This is a genomic window from Sphingomonas sediminicola, assembly GCF_014489515.1.
GTDB lineage: Bacteria > Pseudomonadota > Alphaproteobacteria > Sphingomonadales > Sphingomonadaceae > Sphingomicrobium > Sphingomicrobium sediminicola.
Map to the genome: position 1 here is coordinate 1,079,945 of NZ_CP060782.1, position 15,740 is coordinate 1,095,684.

A 15,740-nucleotide genomic window follows, 5' to 3' on the forward strand; every position below is an offset into this window, starting at 1 on the left:
GCGGCGGGCGACGGCGTTCGCCGGGGGAGTTGGCAATGCGGAGATTCGGGATAGCGCTCACGCTTGCGGCAAGCGTGGCGGCTTCTGGGTGCGTGCAGTCGCGGCAATATGCGGACGTCCAGTTTACGCCGCCGAAGGGCGATTATCGCCTACTGGTCATGCGCCCGGACGTGACCGTGAACTCGCTTACGACCGGCGGGATGGCCGAGCCGAGAGCGGACTGGACGGAGCAGGCGCGAGGAAACATTGTCAGCGCGCTGCGTGCCGAGCAGGCCGACCGGGGCGGCAAGGTTCTGATTCTCGCGCGGCGAAATGAATTGCCGAACGTCAGCGCGGAAGAAATCGCGGACCTCGAGCGGCTTCATTATGCGGTCGGCAATTCGATCGCTCTTCACAAATATTCCGGAGCCGCACTGCCGACCAAGCGCGGCAAGGGCATCGAATATACGCTGGGAGAAGACGCTGTCTCGCTCGGCCGCCGGACCGGCTACGATTACGCGCTGTTTCTCTATGCCCAGGACAATATCGCATCGACGGGACGCACGGCGCTGCAGGTCCTGGGAGTTGCCGGTTGCTTCATCGGATTCTGCGCTCCGAGCGGCGGGAGTAACCAGTTCGCCTATGCGTCGCTCGTCGACCTGAGGTCGGGCGAGGTCGTCTGGTTCAATGTCCTCCAGACCGGGAGCCAGCTTCCCGGGGTCAAGTTCGGCGATATCCGCACGCCCGAGGGCGCCGCCCAGATGGTCGAGCGCCTCGTCGGTCGAATGAAGCCGGGCCGCGAGGTTCGCGAAGCGATGGAGAAGCGCTGATGTGCTCACGCTGCTTCGAACTGGACCGCCGCTCGCTTCTCGCCGGAGGCGGAGCGCTTGCCGCGACGATGGCGACCGGAATTGCACAGGCCCGCGTTCGCCCGCCGACATGGTTCCGCTGATTGGTCCCGGCTTTCGCCCGACGGACACTGACGAGAAAGGTCTCTGGCAACTGATGGACCGGGCCGAGGAAGAGATTTCCGGCTCGAACCTGCTGATCAAGGATCCCGAGCTGGTCTCCTATCTCCAGAACATAATCGGGACTGTCGGTGGGCCAGCCGCGAAGGACATGCGCATCTATCTCGCGCATATCCCCGACTTCAACGCGATGATGTTCCCGTCGGGCTTCGCGGTCGTTTTCTCAGGGCTGCTTCTGCGCATGCGGAACGAAGCGCAGCTCGCGGGCGTGATCGCTCACGAGTCCGGGCATTTCCTTCGCCGCCACATGATCCGTTCGTGGCGCGACACCAGGCGGAAGAGCGACATTTTCGCCATCGGCGCGATGGCGGCGGGGGTCGCCGGTGCGGGTGCCGGGGTTTACCTGGGCGATTATGTCCAGCTTGCGCAGCTTGGCACGATCCTGTCGCTGTTCGCATACAGCCGGGCGATGGAGGCCGAGGCCGACGCCATGGGTGCGCGGCTGATCGAGGAAGCCGGATATCCGCCGATCGAGATGGCGAATGTCTGGGAGCAGCTGATCGGCGAGGAAGAAGCGAGCGCTCGCTATCGCCGCAAGCGCCGTCGTCGCGGGACGCTTTTCGATACCCATCCGTCGCCGACCTCGCGAATGGCCGATCTCCGGATTTCGGCGGCTGAGGTTACTGTCGCCGGGCGTCCCTATGACAGCCGCCGGACGAACTATCTGTCGAAGATCGGTTCGGTCCGCCAGATGCTGCTCGAAGACCAGGTCAAGCTGAACGACCCGGGCGCAAGCCAATACCTGCTCAACACGCTGGCGTTGGACGGATGGAATGGCCTGCTACGTTATTATGAGGGCGAGGTCTGGCGGCTGCGGAATCGGGCTGGTGACGATGCCCGCGCCGCGCAGAGCTATGCGGTCGCGGTCGCTTATCCCGATGCGCCCGCGGAGGCCTGGCGCTGGCATGGGCTGTCGCTGATCAAGGAAGGCCGCAGCGGCGAGGGCAAGGCGGCGCTGGGCCGCTACCTGCAGATGAAGCCCGCGGCGCCGGACGCGCCGTTCATCCGGCAAATGGCTGGTTGAGGAGCATTCGAATGCGCAAGTTCAAGCTTGTCTTTGCCGCCGCGATGCTCCCGCTCGCTGCTTGCAGTACTGTTGGCGAGGGCACCGATTTCGGGCTCTACACCCTTGTCCGGTCGAAGCCGACGAACGTGGGCAATGGCTCGGTGACGGTCGTCCCGCCCGGCCCTGGAACAAGCAAAGGCGGTTCTTCTTCTTCGACAGCGTCCGCTGGGTCGAAGATTGGACGCTGAACGGCCCTTATCTCGATGGGATCACCTTCGTGACGGCGCTGCCGAGCGGCCAATATCTGATCCGCCAGCGCAAGAGCGACGAGCGGCAAGTGCCGAAGTTCCGGTCGGACATGACTGCGCCGGAAGTTGCGGCGATGCTGGAAACGGCTTTCAGGGTGCGCGGCGGTGCCGTCGATTTCCGGACTCTTGGCCTGCAGCCCCGGCAGTTCCTAGGCTATCCGGGTTTCCAGTTCGATTTCGAGCATCTCGATAATGACGAGCTGTGGCGCAAGGGCAGGGCGGTTGGCGCTGTCGTTGAGGGCCGCCTCTACCTGATCCTCTTCGACGCGACGCGCTCGCACTATTACGGAAACGCGCTTCCCGACTTCGAGGTAATGGCAAACAACGCCCGGATTCGCAGTTCCTAGCCGATCGGTGATGCGGGGGTAGGCGACGGTGTCGTGCCCGGTGTCGGCACGTCCACGTCCGGCGAGGGTGCAGGAGTTTCCTGCGGTACGGGCGTAGGCTGTCCGGGCTGAGAGGGTTGCGGCGGTTCTTGCGGCGGCGGAGTTTCAGGCGGCGTCTGCTGGGTCATATGGTCGTTCCTTTCGCCTCCACAAACGCCGCTAAGCCTTAAGCGGTTGCCCCTGCGGCGATCCTTGCTATAGCGCCGCTCCTTGTCCGCGCGCGTGGCGGAACTGGTAGACGCGCTGGATTTAGGTTCCAGTGTCGCAAGACGTGGGGGTTCGACTCCCTCCGCGCGCACCACCGCCGCGTGAAGCTAGTCCCGGGGACTGGCGAGCACGGCGGTCCACGCGCAGCTTCGGCCGCGCGGGAAAGACGAAATTCTTTTGACGGGATTGAACAGTGATCAAGACGGTTGAGACGGAAAACGAAGGCCTGAAGCGGGCATTCATGCTGACCATCCCGGCGGAGGATATCGACGCCCGCGTTGAGCAGGAGGTCAAGCGGATTGCTCCGCAAATCCGCATGCCGGGCTTCCGTCCTGGCAAGGTACCGCCGAACCTCATTCGCAAGATGCACGGCGAATCGCTGCAGCAGGATGCGCTGAACAGCGCGGTCCAGGCGGGCGTCCAGCAGCTGCTGCAGGACAAGAAGCTTCGTCCGGCGATGCAGCCGGAAGTTGCGCTCGAGGACGACTACAAACCCGGATCGGACGTCCAGGTTAAGGTTCGCCTCGAAGCTCTCCCGGAAATCCCGGCTCCCAGTTTCGACGGCCTGAAGCTCGAGCGCCTTACGGTCAATGCTGACGAGAGTGCGATCGAAGAGCAGATTCAGCGGCTGGCTAGCGCCAACAAGAACTGGACTGACGCGAAGAAGGGCCATGCAGCCGTGACCGGCGATCTGGTCGTCATCGACTTCGCCGGCAGCGTTGGCGGAAAGCCGTTCGACGGCGGCACCGGCCAGGACATGCAGGTCGAGATCGGTTCGGGCCAGCTGATTCCGGGTTTCGAGGATCAGCTCGTCGGCGCGAAGGCGGGCGACAAGCGCGAGGTGAAGGTCGCATTCCCGGCGGACTATCCGGCTGAGAATCTCAAAGGCAAGGACGCAACCTTCGACGTGACGGTAAAGTCCGTGAAGATTGCTGGCGAGAGCAAGCTCGATGATGAGTTCGCCAAGTCGCTCGGCCTACAGGATCTCGAGCAGCTTCGCGGCATCCTCCGGGACCAGCAGCAGCAGGATCTGAACGGCCTTACGCGGACCCACATGAAGCGCCGGCTGCTCGATGAGCTTGCCTCGCGGCATTCGTTCGAGGTGCCGGGGTCGATGGTCGACGCCGAATATGAGAACATCATGCAGCAGCTTCGCCATGAGGCCAGCCATGAATCGGATCCGGAAGCCGCGCTCAAGGAAATTGAGAGCGAAGCCGCCGAATATCGCGGAATTGCCGAACGCCGCGTCCGGCTTGGTCTCCTGCTTTCGGAAATCGGCGCCGCAAATGGCGTCGAAGTCAGCCAGCGCGAGATGAACCAGCTGATCGGCCAGGCTGCTTCCCAGTACCAGGGCAAGGATCGCGAGCGGTTCATCCAGTACATCCAGCAGGAGCCGATGGCTGCCGCCCAGCTTCGTGCCCCGCTCTACGAGGACAAGGTCGTCGATTTCCTCTTCTCGAAGGCGGATATCACCGACCGCACGGCAACGCGAGCGGAGCTGGAAGCCGATCTCGAGGCCGAGGAAGGCCATGTGCATGGCCCGGGCTGCGGCCACGACGTCCCGGAAGCCAAGACTACAAAGGGGAAGGCCAAGGCTGCGAAGCCCAAGGCTGAAGTCGCGGCAAAGGCTGAAAAGCCGGCCAAGGGTGCCGTCGAGAAGAAGGCCGACAAGCCGAAGCAGGCCAAGCCGGTGAAGGAGGCCGCCGCAGCTAAGGCTCCGGAGGCCAAGGCATCTTCCAAGAAGGCGCCTGCCAAGAAGCCCGTCAAGAAGGCTTGAACGACCGGGAAATCGTCTGTCCCAACTTGGACGCCGCGCTGGAAACCTGGCGCGGCGCCGGGTTCCGGCTAGATTCGATCTACCCCGCAGACGATCCGCATACCGCCGTTCTCACTCGGGAGGGGGAACAGGTCCGGCTAACGAGCCGGCCCGATGCTTCGCGTCCGACCAGCCGACTTCCTCCATTTCAGCCCGGCTTCCTCCTGGCGCGCGGCGACAGCTCCGAGAGCGCAGGCCGGGCCGGAATGCTATATCGCGACTTGATCCCCGGCCGCTCGGGCGGACGCTACATCGCGTCGCTGATCAGCATCCCGAATGGCGGTCCCGTCGCCGACTGGGTGCATTTCCATCGGATCGCGCTCCAGCTCATCTACGTCCGGAGCGGTTGGGTCCGCGTAGTTTACGAAAACCAGGGCGAGCCATTCGTCATGCGGGCCGGCGACCTCGTCCTGCAGCCCCCACAAATCAGGCATCGAGTCCTGGAAAGCTCAGCCGGGCTGGAGGTCGTCGAGCTCGGATGTCCGGCACTCCACGAAACGCTTGCCGATCATGAGATGGTCCTTCCGAACGCGATAAATGCGGAACGCACGTTCGGCGGGCAACGCTTCTTGCATCATGTTGCGGCAAGAACGCCCTGGACGAATTTCCACGGCGGAGAGGCGCGGGAGACAGGAATCTGCGACGCCACGGGTGGACTCGCAGAAGTCAGGACAATCCGAGGGAGCCAGATCGACTTTCCCATGCATCACGGCGAGCTTGTGTTCGGGTTCGTCCTTGATGGATCAGCTCTTCTGGATTTCGAGGATGGTTTCGAGCTTTGCGCCAGCGACGCGTTCGTGATCCCGCCCGGAGCGTCCTGGAACATTTGCGACGGATCGGACGACTTCCGGTTATTGCATGTTACGAGCGCTCAGCTGGGCTAGAAGTTTTCGGCGGTTCCCTTCTATAGCCGCGCAGGACCAGTCGAGGGGGAAGCGTGAACAGCCAGCAGTCGCCGCGGATCGCCGTGCTCCTGCCGTGCTATAATGAGGAAGCGGCAATCGGCGCGACGGTTGAGGGCTTCCGCAAGGCGCTCCCTGGCGCGACCGTGTACGTTTACGACAACAACAGCCGCGATGGGACGAAGGAAGTTGCCGCCGCCGCAGGCGCGGTCGTCCGCACCGAAACGCAGCAAGGCAAAGGCCATGTCGTACGGCGCATGTTCGCCGACATCGAGGCCGACGTTTATGTTATGGCGGACGGCGACCTGACCTACGATCCCGAGGCAGCTCCCGAAATGGCGCGGATGATCGCCGCGGACCGGCTCGACATGGTCGTCGGCACTCGCAAGCACGACGCCGCCGAAGCCTACCGGGGCGGGCATGTGATCGGGAACAGGATCTTCACCCGTCTGCTCTCCGGGCTATTCGGGCGGAGCTTCACCGACATCTTCTCCGGCTACCGCGTTTTCTCCCGCCGCTTCGTGAAGAGTTTCCCGGTCCTGTCCGAGGGATTCGAGATCGAAACGGAGATGAGCGTACATGCGCTCGAGCTTCGGATGCCGGTTGGCGAGATCGAGACGCGCTACCTCGCGCGGCCCGAAGGTTCGCATTCGAAGCTGTCGACCTTTCGGGACGGCTGGCGGATCCTGAAGACGATCGTCACGCTCTATCGCATCGAGCGGCCTGTTCTCTTCTTCGGTGGAATTGGCGCGATTCTCGTCGCTGCCGCGCTGATCCTGGCCGTGCCTTTAGTCTTCACTTACCTCGAAACCGGCCTTGTGCCGCGCTTCCCGACGGCAATCCTGGCCACTGGCATGACGATCGTGGCGGTACTGTCATTCTTTGCCGGCCTGATCCTCGACACGGTCACGCGGGGAAGGCGGGAAGTGCGCCGCCTCGCGTACCTCGCTTTGCCGGCCCCCGGAGCAACTCAACTGTAGACGATTTGCATCACCTCCGAGCAAATCTGTTACGCTTCGGTGACTACTGCTGTTGCAGCCCTCTTTAGTTGGATATGTCGTTTCGGCCCGACATCAAATCGATCGGGCCGTGACAAATAGGGGGCCTTTAATGACTCGCATTCCGTTTGCACTCAGGGCCGGGACGGCTCTCGTCGCTGTCGCCATCGCGTCTTCCGCGGGCGCGCAGAGCACCGTTCCGCCGGAAGATGTGCAACAGACGCCGGCTACTGCCAGCGACCAGACGACCCAGGGCGGTGACATCGTCATCACCGGGTCGCGCATCCGCCGTGATCCGCTTTCGCAGGACCAGCCGATCGTCTTCGTCGACCAGGAAGACATGCAGAAGACCGGCCTAAGCTCGGTCAACGACATTCTCCAGCGCCTTCCGAGCTCCGGCGGCGGCCTGAACGGCAAGTTCAACAACTCCGGCAACCTCGGCAACCCGCCTGACGGCGGCGGCGTCGGCGCCGGCGCGGCGGAAATCGACCTGCGCTACCTCGGATCGCGCCGCGTCCTCGTCCTCGTCGACGGGATCCGTTACGTGAACGGTGCGTCGGCCAGCGGCGTCCCCGGCTCGACCGACCTCAACTCCATTCCGGAAAGCGCCATCGAGCGCGTCGAAGTGCTGCAGGACGGCGCCTCGGCGATCTACGGTTCGGACGCGATCGCTGGCGTCGTCAACATCATCACCAAGCACCGGCAGGCCGGTTTCATGGCTTCCGCGCAGCTTGGTGGTTACCTCGACGAGGATGATGGTAGCACGCAGAACTACCAGCTGAGCTGGGGTAATGGCGGCGACGGTCCGCTGCAGGTCGTTCTTGGCGCCAACTATGTGAAGAATGGCTCGATCAGTGCGGGCGATCGCGCGATCTCGCGCTTCCCGGCACCGTATTCGACGACATGCGCCGACGGCGGCTGCTCGGGCTTCCTGCCCAACGGCCGTTACGCGGGCTCGCTCTTCCCGGGCGGCGATGCGACCCTGATCGCGCCGGTGCTCAACCGGACCTCGACGCCGGCGGACTTCCGGCCGTTCGTGAGCCCTGACGACCGATTTAACTTCGGTCCGTACAACTTCCTCCAAATTCCGCTCGAGCGCTTTGGCCTCTTCGGAACGGTCAAGACCGAGCTCACCGACAACGTGAATCTGACGATCAAGGGCATCTGGAACCAGCGCAAGTCACGCAACCAGGCCGCGCCGCTGCCGTTCGGCATCGGTGTCGCCGCGGGTATCACGCCGGTCCTCGACAATACGACGATCGACGCGACCAACCCCTACAATCCGTTCGGCGTGACGCTGGATTCGACGAATTTCGACTTCATCCTGCGCCGCTTCGTCGAAGGTGGACCGCGCCGCTTCTTCCAGACCGTCAACACGACCTACGGCGTGGCGACCCTGGACGGAAAGTTCTCAATCCTGAGCGGAGATTGGTACTGGGATGTCAACGCTGCATGGGGTCAGAACAAGGCCCATCAGCGGATGCTCGGAAACATCAACTCCGGCAACCTTCGCACCGCCCTTGGACCGCTCGCGGTCTGCCAGGCTACCGCGGGTTGCGTGCCGTTCAACTTCTTCGGCGGCGCGGGCTCCATCACGCAAGACATGATAGATTACGTCACGTTCATCCAACGCGACAAGAGCCAGCAAGTAACCTGGGACTTCACCGGAAACGTCGCCGGCAACCTGTTCCAGCTTCCGGGCGGACCGCTCGGCCTGGCGATGGGCGTAGAGTTCCGCAAGCTCTCTGGACGTTTCGATCCAGATCCGGTCGTGGCCGCGGGCTTTAGCTCCGACATTCCGGCGCTACCGACGCGGGGCAAGTACAACGTCAAGGAGGCGTATGCAGAGCTCAATGCTCCCCTGCTTTCCAACGTGCCTTTCGCGGAGCTGCTCGAATTGAACGGTGCCGTTCGCGTGTCCGACTATTCCACGTCGGGCTCGACGACCACCTTCAAGGGCGGCGTAAACTGGAAGCCGATCAAGGACCTGCGTCTGCGCGGTTCCTATGCGGAAGGCTTCCGTGCTCCGTCGATCGGCGAGTTGTTTGGAACGGCGTCGCGCTTCGACCAGCAGTTGGACGACCCTTGCTCGTCTGATGCGGGGAATACAGCGCCGCAGCGGTTCCAGAACAATGCAACGGTTCGGGCAAATTGTATTGCTGCAGGCGTCCCGGCTGACGGAAGTTATCAGCAAGCCAACCCGCAGATTTCCGTGATAGTCGGCGGCAACGAGAATCTGTTGCCTGAAACGTCGACAAGCTGGGTCTTCGGCGGCGTGTACAGTCCGTCATTCATGCCGCGTCTCTCGGTCGAGGTGAACCACTACAACATCAAAATCGACGGTGCGATCCAGACGGTCGACGCAGAGGTCACGCTGACCAACTGCGTCGTCAACAACGACCCGACGGCCTGTGCGCTGGTCACTCGTGCTGGCAGTGGCGGGCAGCTGACCCAGATCTCGGGCCTGCTGCAGAACATTGCGGGCATCAAGACCAAGGGCTGGGACGTCAACGCGACCTATCGGACGCCCAAGACACAGGTCGGTACGTTTGGTTTCACCTGGAACAATACGTTCCTGGAGAACTATGACGTTATCGTTCCGATCGCGAACGGGACCCAGATCATCAGCCGTGAAGGTACCGAGCAGGGCAGCCCTTCGCAGGGCTTCCCGAAGTGGAAGTCGATCGGCATTCTGGATTGGGATGGCGCGAACTTTGGCGCAACGCTCACTGGTCGTTACGTCTCGAAGCTGAAGGAGCAGGGTGGAAACGTGATGAAGTCACGCTTCTACACCGACGCCCAGCTGCGCTTCACTCCGTCGTTCTGGGATGAGCGCTTCGGCTTCGCGGTCGGCGTGAACAACCTGTTCAAGACCAAGGCGCCGGGTTGCGTGACCTGCGACATCAACAACTTCGACCCGACCGTCTACGACGTTCCGGGCCGGTACTATTACGCGCGGGCCTCCGTGAAAATGTAAGCCCTAACAAGGCTTTGTAATCCTGGCGGGCGGTCGGTTCATCCGGCCGCCCGTTTCAGTTTTGCCGAGCCCGCTTGAACCGGCCGCATTTCGCGCCGATGTAGGTCACATCAGCAAAAGGACCGGCAGTTTTTCAATGAATCATCAGGACATCGTCTCGCAGCTCGTTCCGATCGTCATCGAGCAGTCGAACCGCGGCGAACGCAGCTTCGACATCTATTCGCGCCTGCTTCGCGAGCGGATCATCTTCATCACCGGAGCGATCGAGGATCACATGGCCTCGCTCGTTACCGCACAGCTTCTCTTCCTCGAGTCCGAGAACCCGAAGAAGGACATCTTCATGTACATCAACTCGCCGGGCGGGGTGGTTACTGCCGGCCTCGCGATCCACGACACGATGGCGTACATTCGGCCCAAGGTTGCGACCGTCTGCATCGGTCAGGCGGCCTCAATGGGCAGCTTCCTGCTTGCCGCCGGAGAGCCCGGAATGCGTATTGCGCTCGCCAATAGCCGGATCATGGTCCACCAGCCCTCAGGCGGTGCGCAGGGCATGGCCGCGGACATCGAGATCCAGGCCCGCGAGATCCTGCGCATGCGCTCGCGCCTCAACTCGCTCTACGCAAAGTATACGGGCCAGGCGATCGAGGAGATCGAGAAGGCGATGGACCGTGACAAGTTCCTGGAGGCGGATGAGGCCAAGGCATTTGGCCTGATCGACGAGGTGTTCGAGAAGCGTCCGGAACAGGGCGAAGATGCCGGCACCGGAGCTGGAGACGTTTCGCCGTCTTAAGATGAAAACAAGGGGAGGGGCATGGCGGTTCGACTAGCGTCCTTAGCCTGCGCGATTGCCGTTGCGTCCCCTGCCTTTGCGGCGACGGTCGACGTCCACGCCGGGCGCCTGATCGATCCCGAGACTGGGCGGGTTTCGACTGACCAGCGCATCCGCATCGTCGACGGAAAGGTTTCGGCGGTCACTCCGTGGCGGGCGAGCGACGGACCCGCCACCGTCGACTGGTCCGGCCTTACGGTCCTTCCGGGCCTGATCGATCTTCACACCCACATCGCCGATGGCGCAACGGAAAGCGCCGATCCCGCGGAGCCGTTCAAGCACAGCGAATCCGCGACTATCCTGAAGGCCGTCCCGGCGGCCAGGACGATGCTCCGGGCCGGCTTCACGACGGTGAGGGACGTCGGGGTCTATCGCGGGCTTACGGACGTAGCGCTTCGAGACGCGATCAATGCGGGTGACATCATCGGCCCACGAATGTTCGTTGCCGGTGGCTACATCACTACGCCGGGTGGCGGGGGCGAGATCGACGCACTGGCGCCAGACATCCCGGTCCCGGAAACCTTTCGCATCGGCGAAGTGCGAAACGCTTCGGAGGCACGAGACAAGGCGCGCTACCTGCTCGACCATGGCGCGGACTTCATCAAACTGATCGCGACTGGGGCCGTCCTGGCGATTGGAAGCGAACCCGGCGCGCTCGAGCTAAGTCCGGAAGAAATGAGGGCGGCCTGCGACGAGGCGAAGTTGCGCGGTTCATACTGCATCGCTCATGCGCATGGCGCGGAAGGCATCAAGGCCGCGATCCGGGCCGGCGCGCGCACGATCGAACATGCGAGCTATCTCGACGCAGAGGGCATCGCTCTCGCCAAAAAGAGCGGCGTCTGGCTCGACATGGACATCTACAACGGCGACTGGATCGAGGAGGTCGGCACCAAGCAGGGCTGGCCCGCCGAGTATCTCCGCAAGAACCGCGAGACGACCGATATCCAGCGCCAGGGCTTTGCGGCGGCGGTGAAAGCGGGCGCGAAACTCTCGTTCGGGACGGACGCTGCGGTTTATCCCTACGGTCTCGGGGGCCGGCAATTCTCCTACATGGTGCGCTACGGGATGAGCCCATTGCAGGCCATCCAATCTGCGACAACGGAGGCGGCTCGTGCCCTCGGAAAGGAGGGAGAGGTGGGGACGCTTCGGCCGGGCGCCTGGGGTGACCTGATCGCAGTCAGTTCCGATCCGTTGACCGATATCCGAGCGCTTGAGAAAGTGGGGGCCGTGATCAAGGCAGGTGAGCTGGTTCGCTAGCCGCGGCGACTTGCGCTTCGCGAAATCCCTGTCATTGAGCCGTCACAGAACTGTCACGTCCAGGGATTTCGTAAATGCTCGGCTGGTTCCAGCGCCTGCTGCCCAAGACGGGCGACTTCTTCGGCATGTTCGAAGCGCATTCGGCAATGCTCGTCGCAGCGGCCGAAGCCCTCAAGCAATTGGCAAGCGATGGCGGTTCTACCGAGAAGTGCCTCAGGACGATCCAGGATCGCGAACATGTTGCGGACGATGTGATCCGCGACGTCCTTACGACCGTTCGTAAGACCTTCCTGACCCCATTCGACCGTGGCGCGATCACGTCCCTCATCGGGGCGATGGACGATGCAATCGACGAAATGCTCGCCGCGGCCCGGGCGATCGACCTTTACGAAGTCGAGCAACTCAGGCCGGAGATGAAGGACATCGTCGCGGTCATCGCCGAGGCGGCCCGCGTGACTAACGATGCGATTCCCTTGCTTCGCGACGTCAGCAGGAACGGCCAAAAGCTCCATGAATTGACCGAACGGCTCGTTCGCCTCGAAGGGAAGGCCGACGATATTCACGCAGCCGGTCTCAGGCGCGCATTCCGGGAGATTGCGAGGACGGACCCCCTGCAATTTGCCGTAACACGGGAAATCTTGAGGCACCTGGAGCGGGTGACAGACGCATTCGAGGACGTCGCCAATCAAATCGACGGCATCGTGATCGACCACTCCTAGGCGGGCTGAGGCAGGAACATGCACGAGCTCGCCTTTCCGCTTCTGGTTGGCCTTATCCTTATTGCGCTGGCGTTCGACTTTCTGAACGGTCTGCACGACGCAGCCAATGCCATCGCGACGGTCGTTGCGACCCGTCTCCTCAAGCCTGTCACGGCGGTAGCGTTCGCGGCTTTCTTTAACTTTGCCGCCTATTTCCTGGCACTGGCCGTCCCGGAACTCCACAAGGTCGCAGACACGATCGGCAAGGGCCTGATCGACAAGGATCTCGTCACGCCTGGCGTGGTGTTCGGCGCGCTTGTCGGGGCAATGTTCTGGAACGTCGTCACCTGGCTCAAGGGCATTCCCTCGTCGTCCAGTCATGCGCTTGTCGGCGGGATCATCGGTGCAGGCGTGGCCCATGCTGGGCTGAACGGCGTACAGTGGGGCGGGCTCAACAAGACGTTGGTCGCGATCGTCCTTTCGCCGACACTGGGCATGGTCCTTGCGATGCTCATCATGTTGGTCACAAGCTGGTTAGGCGTGCGGGCGACCGCTGCTGGAGCCGAGCGAAGTTTCCGTGTTCTACACATTAGCTCCGCAGCGGCCTATTGCGTCGGGCACGGATTAAATGACGCGCAAAAGACGATGGGAATCATTGCAGTGCTGCTCTATTCGACGGGCTATCTGCACGGCGAATTTCAGGTGCCGCATTGGGTTGCCTTGAGCTGCTACGTAGCGATGGGTCTCGGCACGCTTTCAGGAGGCTGGCGGATTATCGAGACCATGGGCATCCGCATCACGAAACTTTCCCAGCATCAGGGATTCAGCGCGTCCCTCGGCGGGTCGGTGATGCTGTTCACTGCCTCCTGGCTCGGAATTCCGGTCTCCACGACCCATACGATAACGGGCTGCATCATCGGCGCAGGCGCGGCCCGGCGTGCTTCGGCGGTGCGCTGGCAGGTTGCCGGAAACGTCATGACGGCCTGGATCATCACCATTCCCGCATCGGCTGCGGTTGCGGCGCTCTTCTACTGGTTCACGACCCTGTTCTAGACTGACAAGCGGGAAAAGCCGTTCGTCTCAGCAATTTGTTGCACGAAAGCCGCGCTCGCGGCCCTTGCCGCGCGTCCCGACGCAATCCATATTCGGGACAGAAGCGATCGATTGGGGCTGACGTTAACCCTGAACCAAGATTGATTGTGCAATAAAGAAGGCTAGCATGGCCTTCGAGAGGCGGTCCATGAGACCGGTTGAACAAGGACTTAGATGACCAAGCTTTCAGGCAGCGACGGCAAGAGCACCCTCTACTGCTCCTTCTGCGGCAAGTCGCAGCATGAGGTCAGGAAGCTGATCGCCGGGCCGACGGTGTTCATTTGCGATGAGTGCGTCGAGCTCTGCAACGACATCATCCGCGAGGAGAGCAAGTCCGCTCTGGTGAAGACCCGCGACGGCGTTCCGACGCCGGCGGAGATCTGCAAGGTCCTCGACGACTACGTCATCGGGCAGGACCGTGCGAAGCGCGTTCTCTCGGTCGCGGTTCACAACCATTACAAGCGGCTCAACCACGGCGCGAAAACGGGCCAGGAAGTCGAGCTCGCGAAGTCCAACATCCTGCTGATCGGCCCGACCGGTTGTGGCAAGACTCTGCTGGCCCAGACGCTCGCCCGCATCCTCGACGTGCCGTTCACGATGGCCGACGCGACGACGTTAACGGAGGCCGGTTACGTCGGCGAGGACGTCGAGAACATCATACTGAAGCTGCTTCAGGCCTCCGACTACAATGTCGAGAAGGCGCAGCGCGGCATCGTCTACATCGACGAAATCGACAAGATTTCGCGCAAGTCTGACAATCCTTCGATCACGCGCGACGTGTCTGGCGAGGGCGTGCAGCAGGCGCTTCTGAAGCTCATGGAAGGCACGACCGCCTCGGTCCCGCCCCAGGGCGGCCGGAAGCACCCGCAGCAGGAATTCCTGCAGGTCGACACGACGAACATTCTGTTCATCTGCGGCGGCGCTTTCGCAGGACTCGAGAAGATCATCGACGACCGCATGCAGGGCAAGTCGATGGGCTTTGGCGCCCACGTTGCGGCTCCGGAAGAACGGCGTACGGGCCAGACGCTCAAGCATACCGAGCCCGAGGATCTGCTGAGGTTTGGCCTCATCCCGAATTCATTGGCCGTCTGCCGGTGATTGCGACGCTGGAGGACCTCGACGAGGAGGCCTTGGTCAAGATTCTGGTCGAGCCGAAGAATGCGCTGGTGAAGCAGTACGCCAAGCTGTTCGACATGGAAGATGTCGAGTTGGAGTTCACCGAGGACGCGCTCGGCGCGGTTGCCCGCAAAGCGATCGATCGCAAGACCGGCGCGCGCGGACTCCGCTCGATCCTCGAAGGCATCTTGCTCGACACGATGTTCGACCTGCCGTCGATGGACGGCGTCGACGAGGTCCACGTCGACAAGGAAGTCGTTATGGGCACTAAGGAGCCCGTCCGGGTCTACGCCAAGAAGGGTAAGGCGGGCGACGCCGCGTGACGGCTGAATTGTCCGCTGACGCAAGCCGCCTAGGGCTCGGCCCACTCGAAATCCTGCCAAGACCGATCCGCGAACCACGCCGGCCGCTTGTCGCGATCGGCGTCGGTTGGCTCATGGCTTTCGTCCCGAGCATTGCCCTGGCCGCGCTAATCAGCCTGATCTTCCCCAACGCGTCGCAGCCGGATTTCCCGGTGTCGCCGGCGATGCAAATCTTTCTGATCGTGATCCTTTCACCGGTCGTCGAGACGCTGATGATGGGAACGGCGCTGCTGATCCTGCTCCGCTTCGTGAACCCGGCAGTCGCTATCATGATCAGTTCGATTGGATGGGGACTATTCCATTCGAGCTTTCACCCAACGTGGGGTCTGGTGATCTGGTGGCCGTTTCTGATCTTCTCGACATTGTTCGTCACCTGGCGCAGCCGGTCACTGCTGACGGCCTTCGCGATCCCAGCGACGGTTCACGCGCTCCAGAATCTTCCGCCGGCGCTCATGCTGGCGACGGGCACATGCTCTAATCATTCGCCTTCGAGCGGCAGGGTATCGACTTCTTCCTCGACGCCGAGGCGCTCCCGAATGCGCTTCTCCTGCTCCTCGGTCGGAGGTTGCGGGAGCTCCTTTCCAGGAACCAGAGCTTCGTCCGGAATACCCGGCCCGGTCCCGGCGATCGTCTCGTTGAGCGGCCTGTCATTCGGCCCAGTGCTGATCTTTTCTCTATCGTCGGCCATTGCTCGCACTCCTTTGTACGGCTGAGGCATTCAGCGCTCCGCTCGGCGCGATTGTTCCGCCCTTTGTTGCGCCTTGAACGGGCGCCGCCCA

The 15,740-nt window shown here is 62.5% G+C and carries 15 protein-coding genes, 1 tRNA gene and 1 pseudogene; 16 read left to right on the plus strand and 1 reads right to left on the minus strand.

Features of this window, described 5'->3' with window-relative positions; all coding sequences use genetic code 11:
* The first annotated feature begins 35 nt into the window (after positions 1–35).
* The 16 genes and pseudogenes from H9L14_RS05825 (at position 36) to H9L14_RS17575 (ending at position 15,439) form a co-directional block, all read left to right on the plus strand.
* A complete protein-coding gene (locus H9L14_RS05825) occupies positions 36–809 on the plus strand; it encodes a hypothetical protein (RefSeq protein ID WP_187709576.1) in 774 nt (257 codons plus the stop codon).
* A complete protein-coding gene (locus H9L14_RS05830; protein ID WP_187709577.1) occupies positions 809–931 on the plus strand; it encodes a twin-arginine translocation signal domain-containing protein in 123 nt (40 codons plus the stop codon). The genes H9L14_RS05825 and H9L14_RS05830 overlap by 1 nt, the downstream gene beginning before the upstream one ends.
* A complete protein-coding gene (locus tag H9L14_RS05835) occupies positions 919–2,031 on the plus strand; it encodes a M48 family metallopeptidase (protein ID WP_187709578.1) in 1,113 nt (370 codons plus the stop codon). The genes H9L14_RS05830 and H9L14_RS05835 overlap by 13 nt, the downstream gene beginning before the upstream one ends.
* Before the next feature lie 11 nt (positions 2,032–2,042).
* Positions 2,043–2,261: a hypothetical protein gene (locus tag H9L14_RS05840; RefSeq protein ID WP_187709579.1), complete on the plus strand. Its 219-nt coding sequence runs from the start codon at positions 2,043–2,045 to the stop codon at positions 2,259–2,261.
* A gap of 29 nt (positions 2,262–2,290) precedes the next feature.
* Entirely contained in the window at positions 2,291–2,668 is a 378-nt protein-coding gene (locus H9L14_RS05845) for a hypothetical protein (protein ID WP_187709580.1), read from the plus strand.
* Positions 2,669–2,923: 255 nt separating this feature from the next.
* A tRNA-Leu gene (locus H9L14_RS05850) sits at positions 2,924–3,008 on the plus strand.
* A gap of 102 nt (positions 3,009–3,110) precedes the next feature.
* Positions 3,111–4,691 carry a trigger factor gene (gene tig, locus H9L14_RS05855; protein ID WP_187709877.1) on the plus strand — a complete coding sequence of 527 codons (1,581 nt, stop codon included), beginning with the start codon at positions 3,111–3,113 and terminating at the stop codon, positions 4,689–4,691.
* Positions 4,692–4,936: 245 nt separating this feature from the next.
* Positions 4,937–5,614, plus strand: a complete 678-nt coding sequence (locus H9L14_RS05860) for a cupin domain-containing protein (RefSeq protein ID WP_222949946.1) — start codon at positions 4,937–4,939, stop codon at positions 5,612–5,614.
* 53 nt (positions 5,615–5,667) lie between these two features.
* Positions 5,668–6,612 (plus strand): glycosyltransferase, encoded by a 945-nt coding sequence (locus H9L14_RS05865; RefSeq protein ID WP_246444497.1) that lies wholly within the window; start codon positions 5,668–5,670, stop codon positions 6,610–6,612.
* Between the two features lie 130 nt (positions 6,613–6,742).
* On the plus strand, positions 6,743–9,607 hold the full coding sequence (locus H9L14_RS05870) for a TonB-dependent receptor (RefSeq protein WP_187709582.1): 2,865 nt from the start codon (positions 6,743–6,745) through the stop codon (positions 9,605–9,607).
* A 136-nt stretch (positions 9,608–9,743) separates the two neighbouring features.
* The gene (locus tag H9L14_RS05875; RefSeq protein ID WP_187709583.1) at positions 9,744–10,397 is read left to right on the plus strand and encodes an ATP-dependent Clp protease proteolytic subunit; all 654 of its coding nucleotides are present in this window, start codon (positions 9,744–9,746) and stop codon (positions 10,395–10,397) included.
* Positions 10,398–10,418: 21 nt separating this feature from the next.
* Positions 10,419–11,693, plus strand: coding sequence for a metal-dependent hydrolase family protein (locus H9L14_RS05880; RefSeq protein WP_187709584.1), 1,275 nt, complete (start codon positions 10,419–10,421; stop codon positions 11,691–11,693).
* Between the two features lie 74 nt (positions 11,694–11,767).
* The gene (locus H9L14_RS05885) at positions 11,768–12,412 is read left to right on the plus strand and encodes a DUF47 domain-containing protein (RefSeq protein WP_187709585.1); all 645 of its coding nucleotides are present in this window, start codon (positions 11,768–11,770) and stop codon (positions 12,410–12,412) included.
* An 18-nt stretch (positions 12,413–12,430) separates the two neighbouring features.
* Positions 12,431–13,444 (plus strand): inorganic phosphate transporter, encoded by a 1,014-nt coding sequence (locus tag H9L14_RS05890; protein WP_187709586.1) that lies wholly within the window; start codon positions 12,431–12,433, stop codon positions 13,442–13,444.
* A 213-nt stretch (positions 13,445–13,657) separates the two neighbouring features.
* Positions 13,658–14,922 (plus strand): annotated as a pseudogene (gene clpX, locus H9L14_RS05895) (ATP-dependent Clp protease ATP-binding subunit ClpX).
* A gap of 106 nt (positions 14,923–15,028) precedes the next feature.
* Positions 15,029–15,439, plus strand: coding sequence for a hypothetical protein (locus tag H9L14_RS17575; RefSeq protein ID WP_187709587.1), 411 nt, complete (start codon positions 15,029–15,031; stop codon positions 15,437–15,439).
* Here H9L14_RS17575 and H9L14_RS05905 read toward each other — a convergent pair whose 3' ends face one another.
* Positions 15,440–15,649 (minus strand): hypothetical protein, encoded by a 210-nt coding sequence (locus H9L14_RS05905; protein WP_187709588.1) that lies wholly within the window; start codon positions 15,647–15,649, stop codon positions 15,440–15,442. It abuts the gene before it with no gap.
* Positions 15,650–15,740: the final 91 nt, after the last annotated feature.

Bases quoted from the DNA above. Each gene is read 5' to 3' on its own strand.
- H9L14_RS05825 (WP_187709576.1), top strand. From the start codon at position 36: ATGCGGAGATTCGGGATAGCGCTCACGCTTGCGGCAAGCGTGGCGGCT.
- H9L14_RS05830 (WP_187709577.1), top strand. From the start codon at position 809: ATGTGCTCACGCTGCTTCGAACTGGACCGCCGCTCGCTTCTCGCCGGA.
- H9L14_RS05835 (WP_187709578.1), top strand. From the start codon at position 919: ATGGTTCCGCTGATTGGTCCCGGCTTTCGCCCGACGGACACTGACGAG.
- H9L14_RS05840 (WP_187709579.1), top strand. From the start codon at position 2,043: ATGCGCAAGTTCAAGCTTGTCTTTGCCGCCGCGATGCTCCCGCTCGCT.
- H9L14_RS05860 (WP_222949946.1), top strand. From the start codon at position 4,937: ATGCTATATCGCGACTTGATCCCCGGCCGCTCGGGCGGACGCTACATC.
- H9L14_RS05870 (WP_187709582.1), top strand. From the start codon at position 6,743: ATGACTCGCATTCCGTTTGCACTCAGGGCCGGGACGGCTCTCGTCGCT.
- H9L14_RS05875 (WP_187709583.1), top strand. From the start codon at position 9,744: ATGAATCATCAGGACATCGTCTCGCAGCTCGTTCCGATCGTCATCGAG.
- H9L14_RS05880 (WP_187709584.1), top strand. From the start codon at position 10,419: ATGGCGGTTCGACTAGCGTCCTTAGCCTGCGCGATTGCCGTTGCGTCC.
- H9L14_RS05885 (WP_187709585.1), top strand. From the start codon at position 11,768: ATGCTCGGCTGGTTCCAGCGCCTGCTGCCCAAGACGGGCGACTTCTTC.
- H9L14_RS05890 (WP_187709586.1), top strand. From the start codon at position 12,431: ATGCACGAGCTCGCCTTTCCGCTTCTGGTTGGCCTTATCCTTATTGCG.
- H9L14_RS05905 (WP_187709588.1), bottom strand. From the start codon at position 15,649: ATGGCCGACGATAGAGAAAAGATCAGCACTGGGCCGAATGACAGGCCG.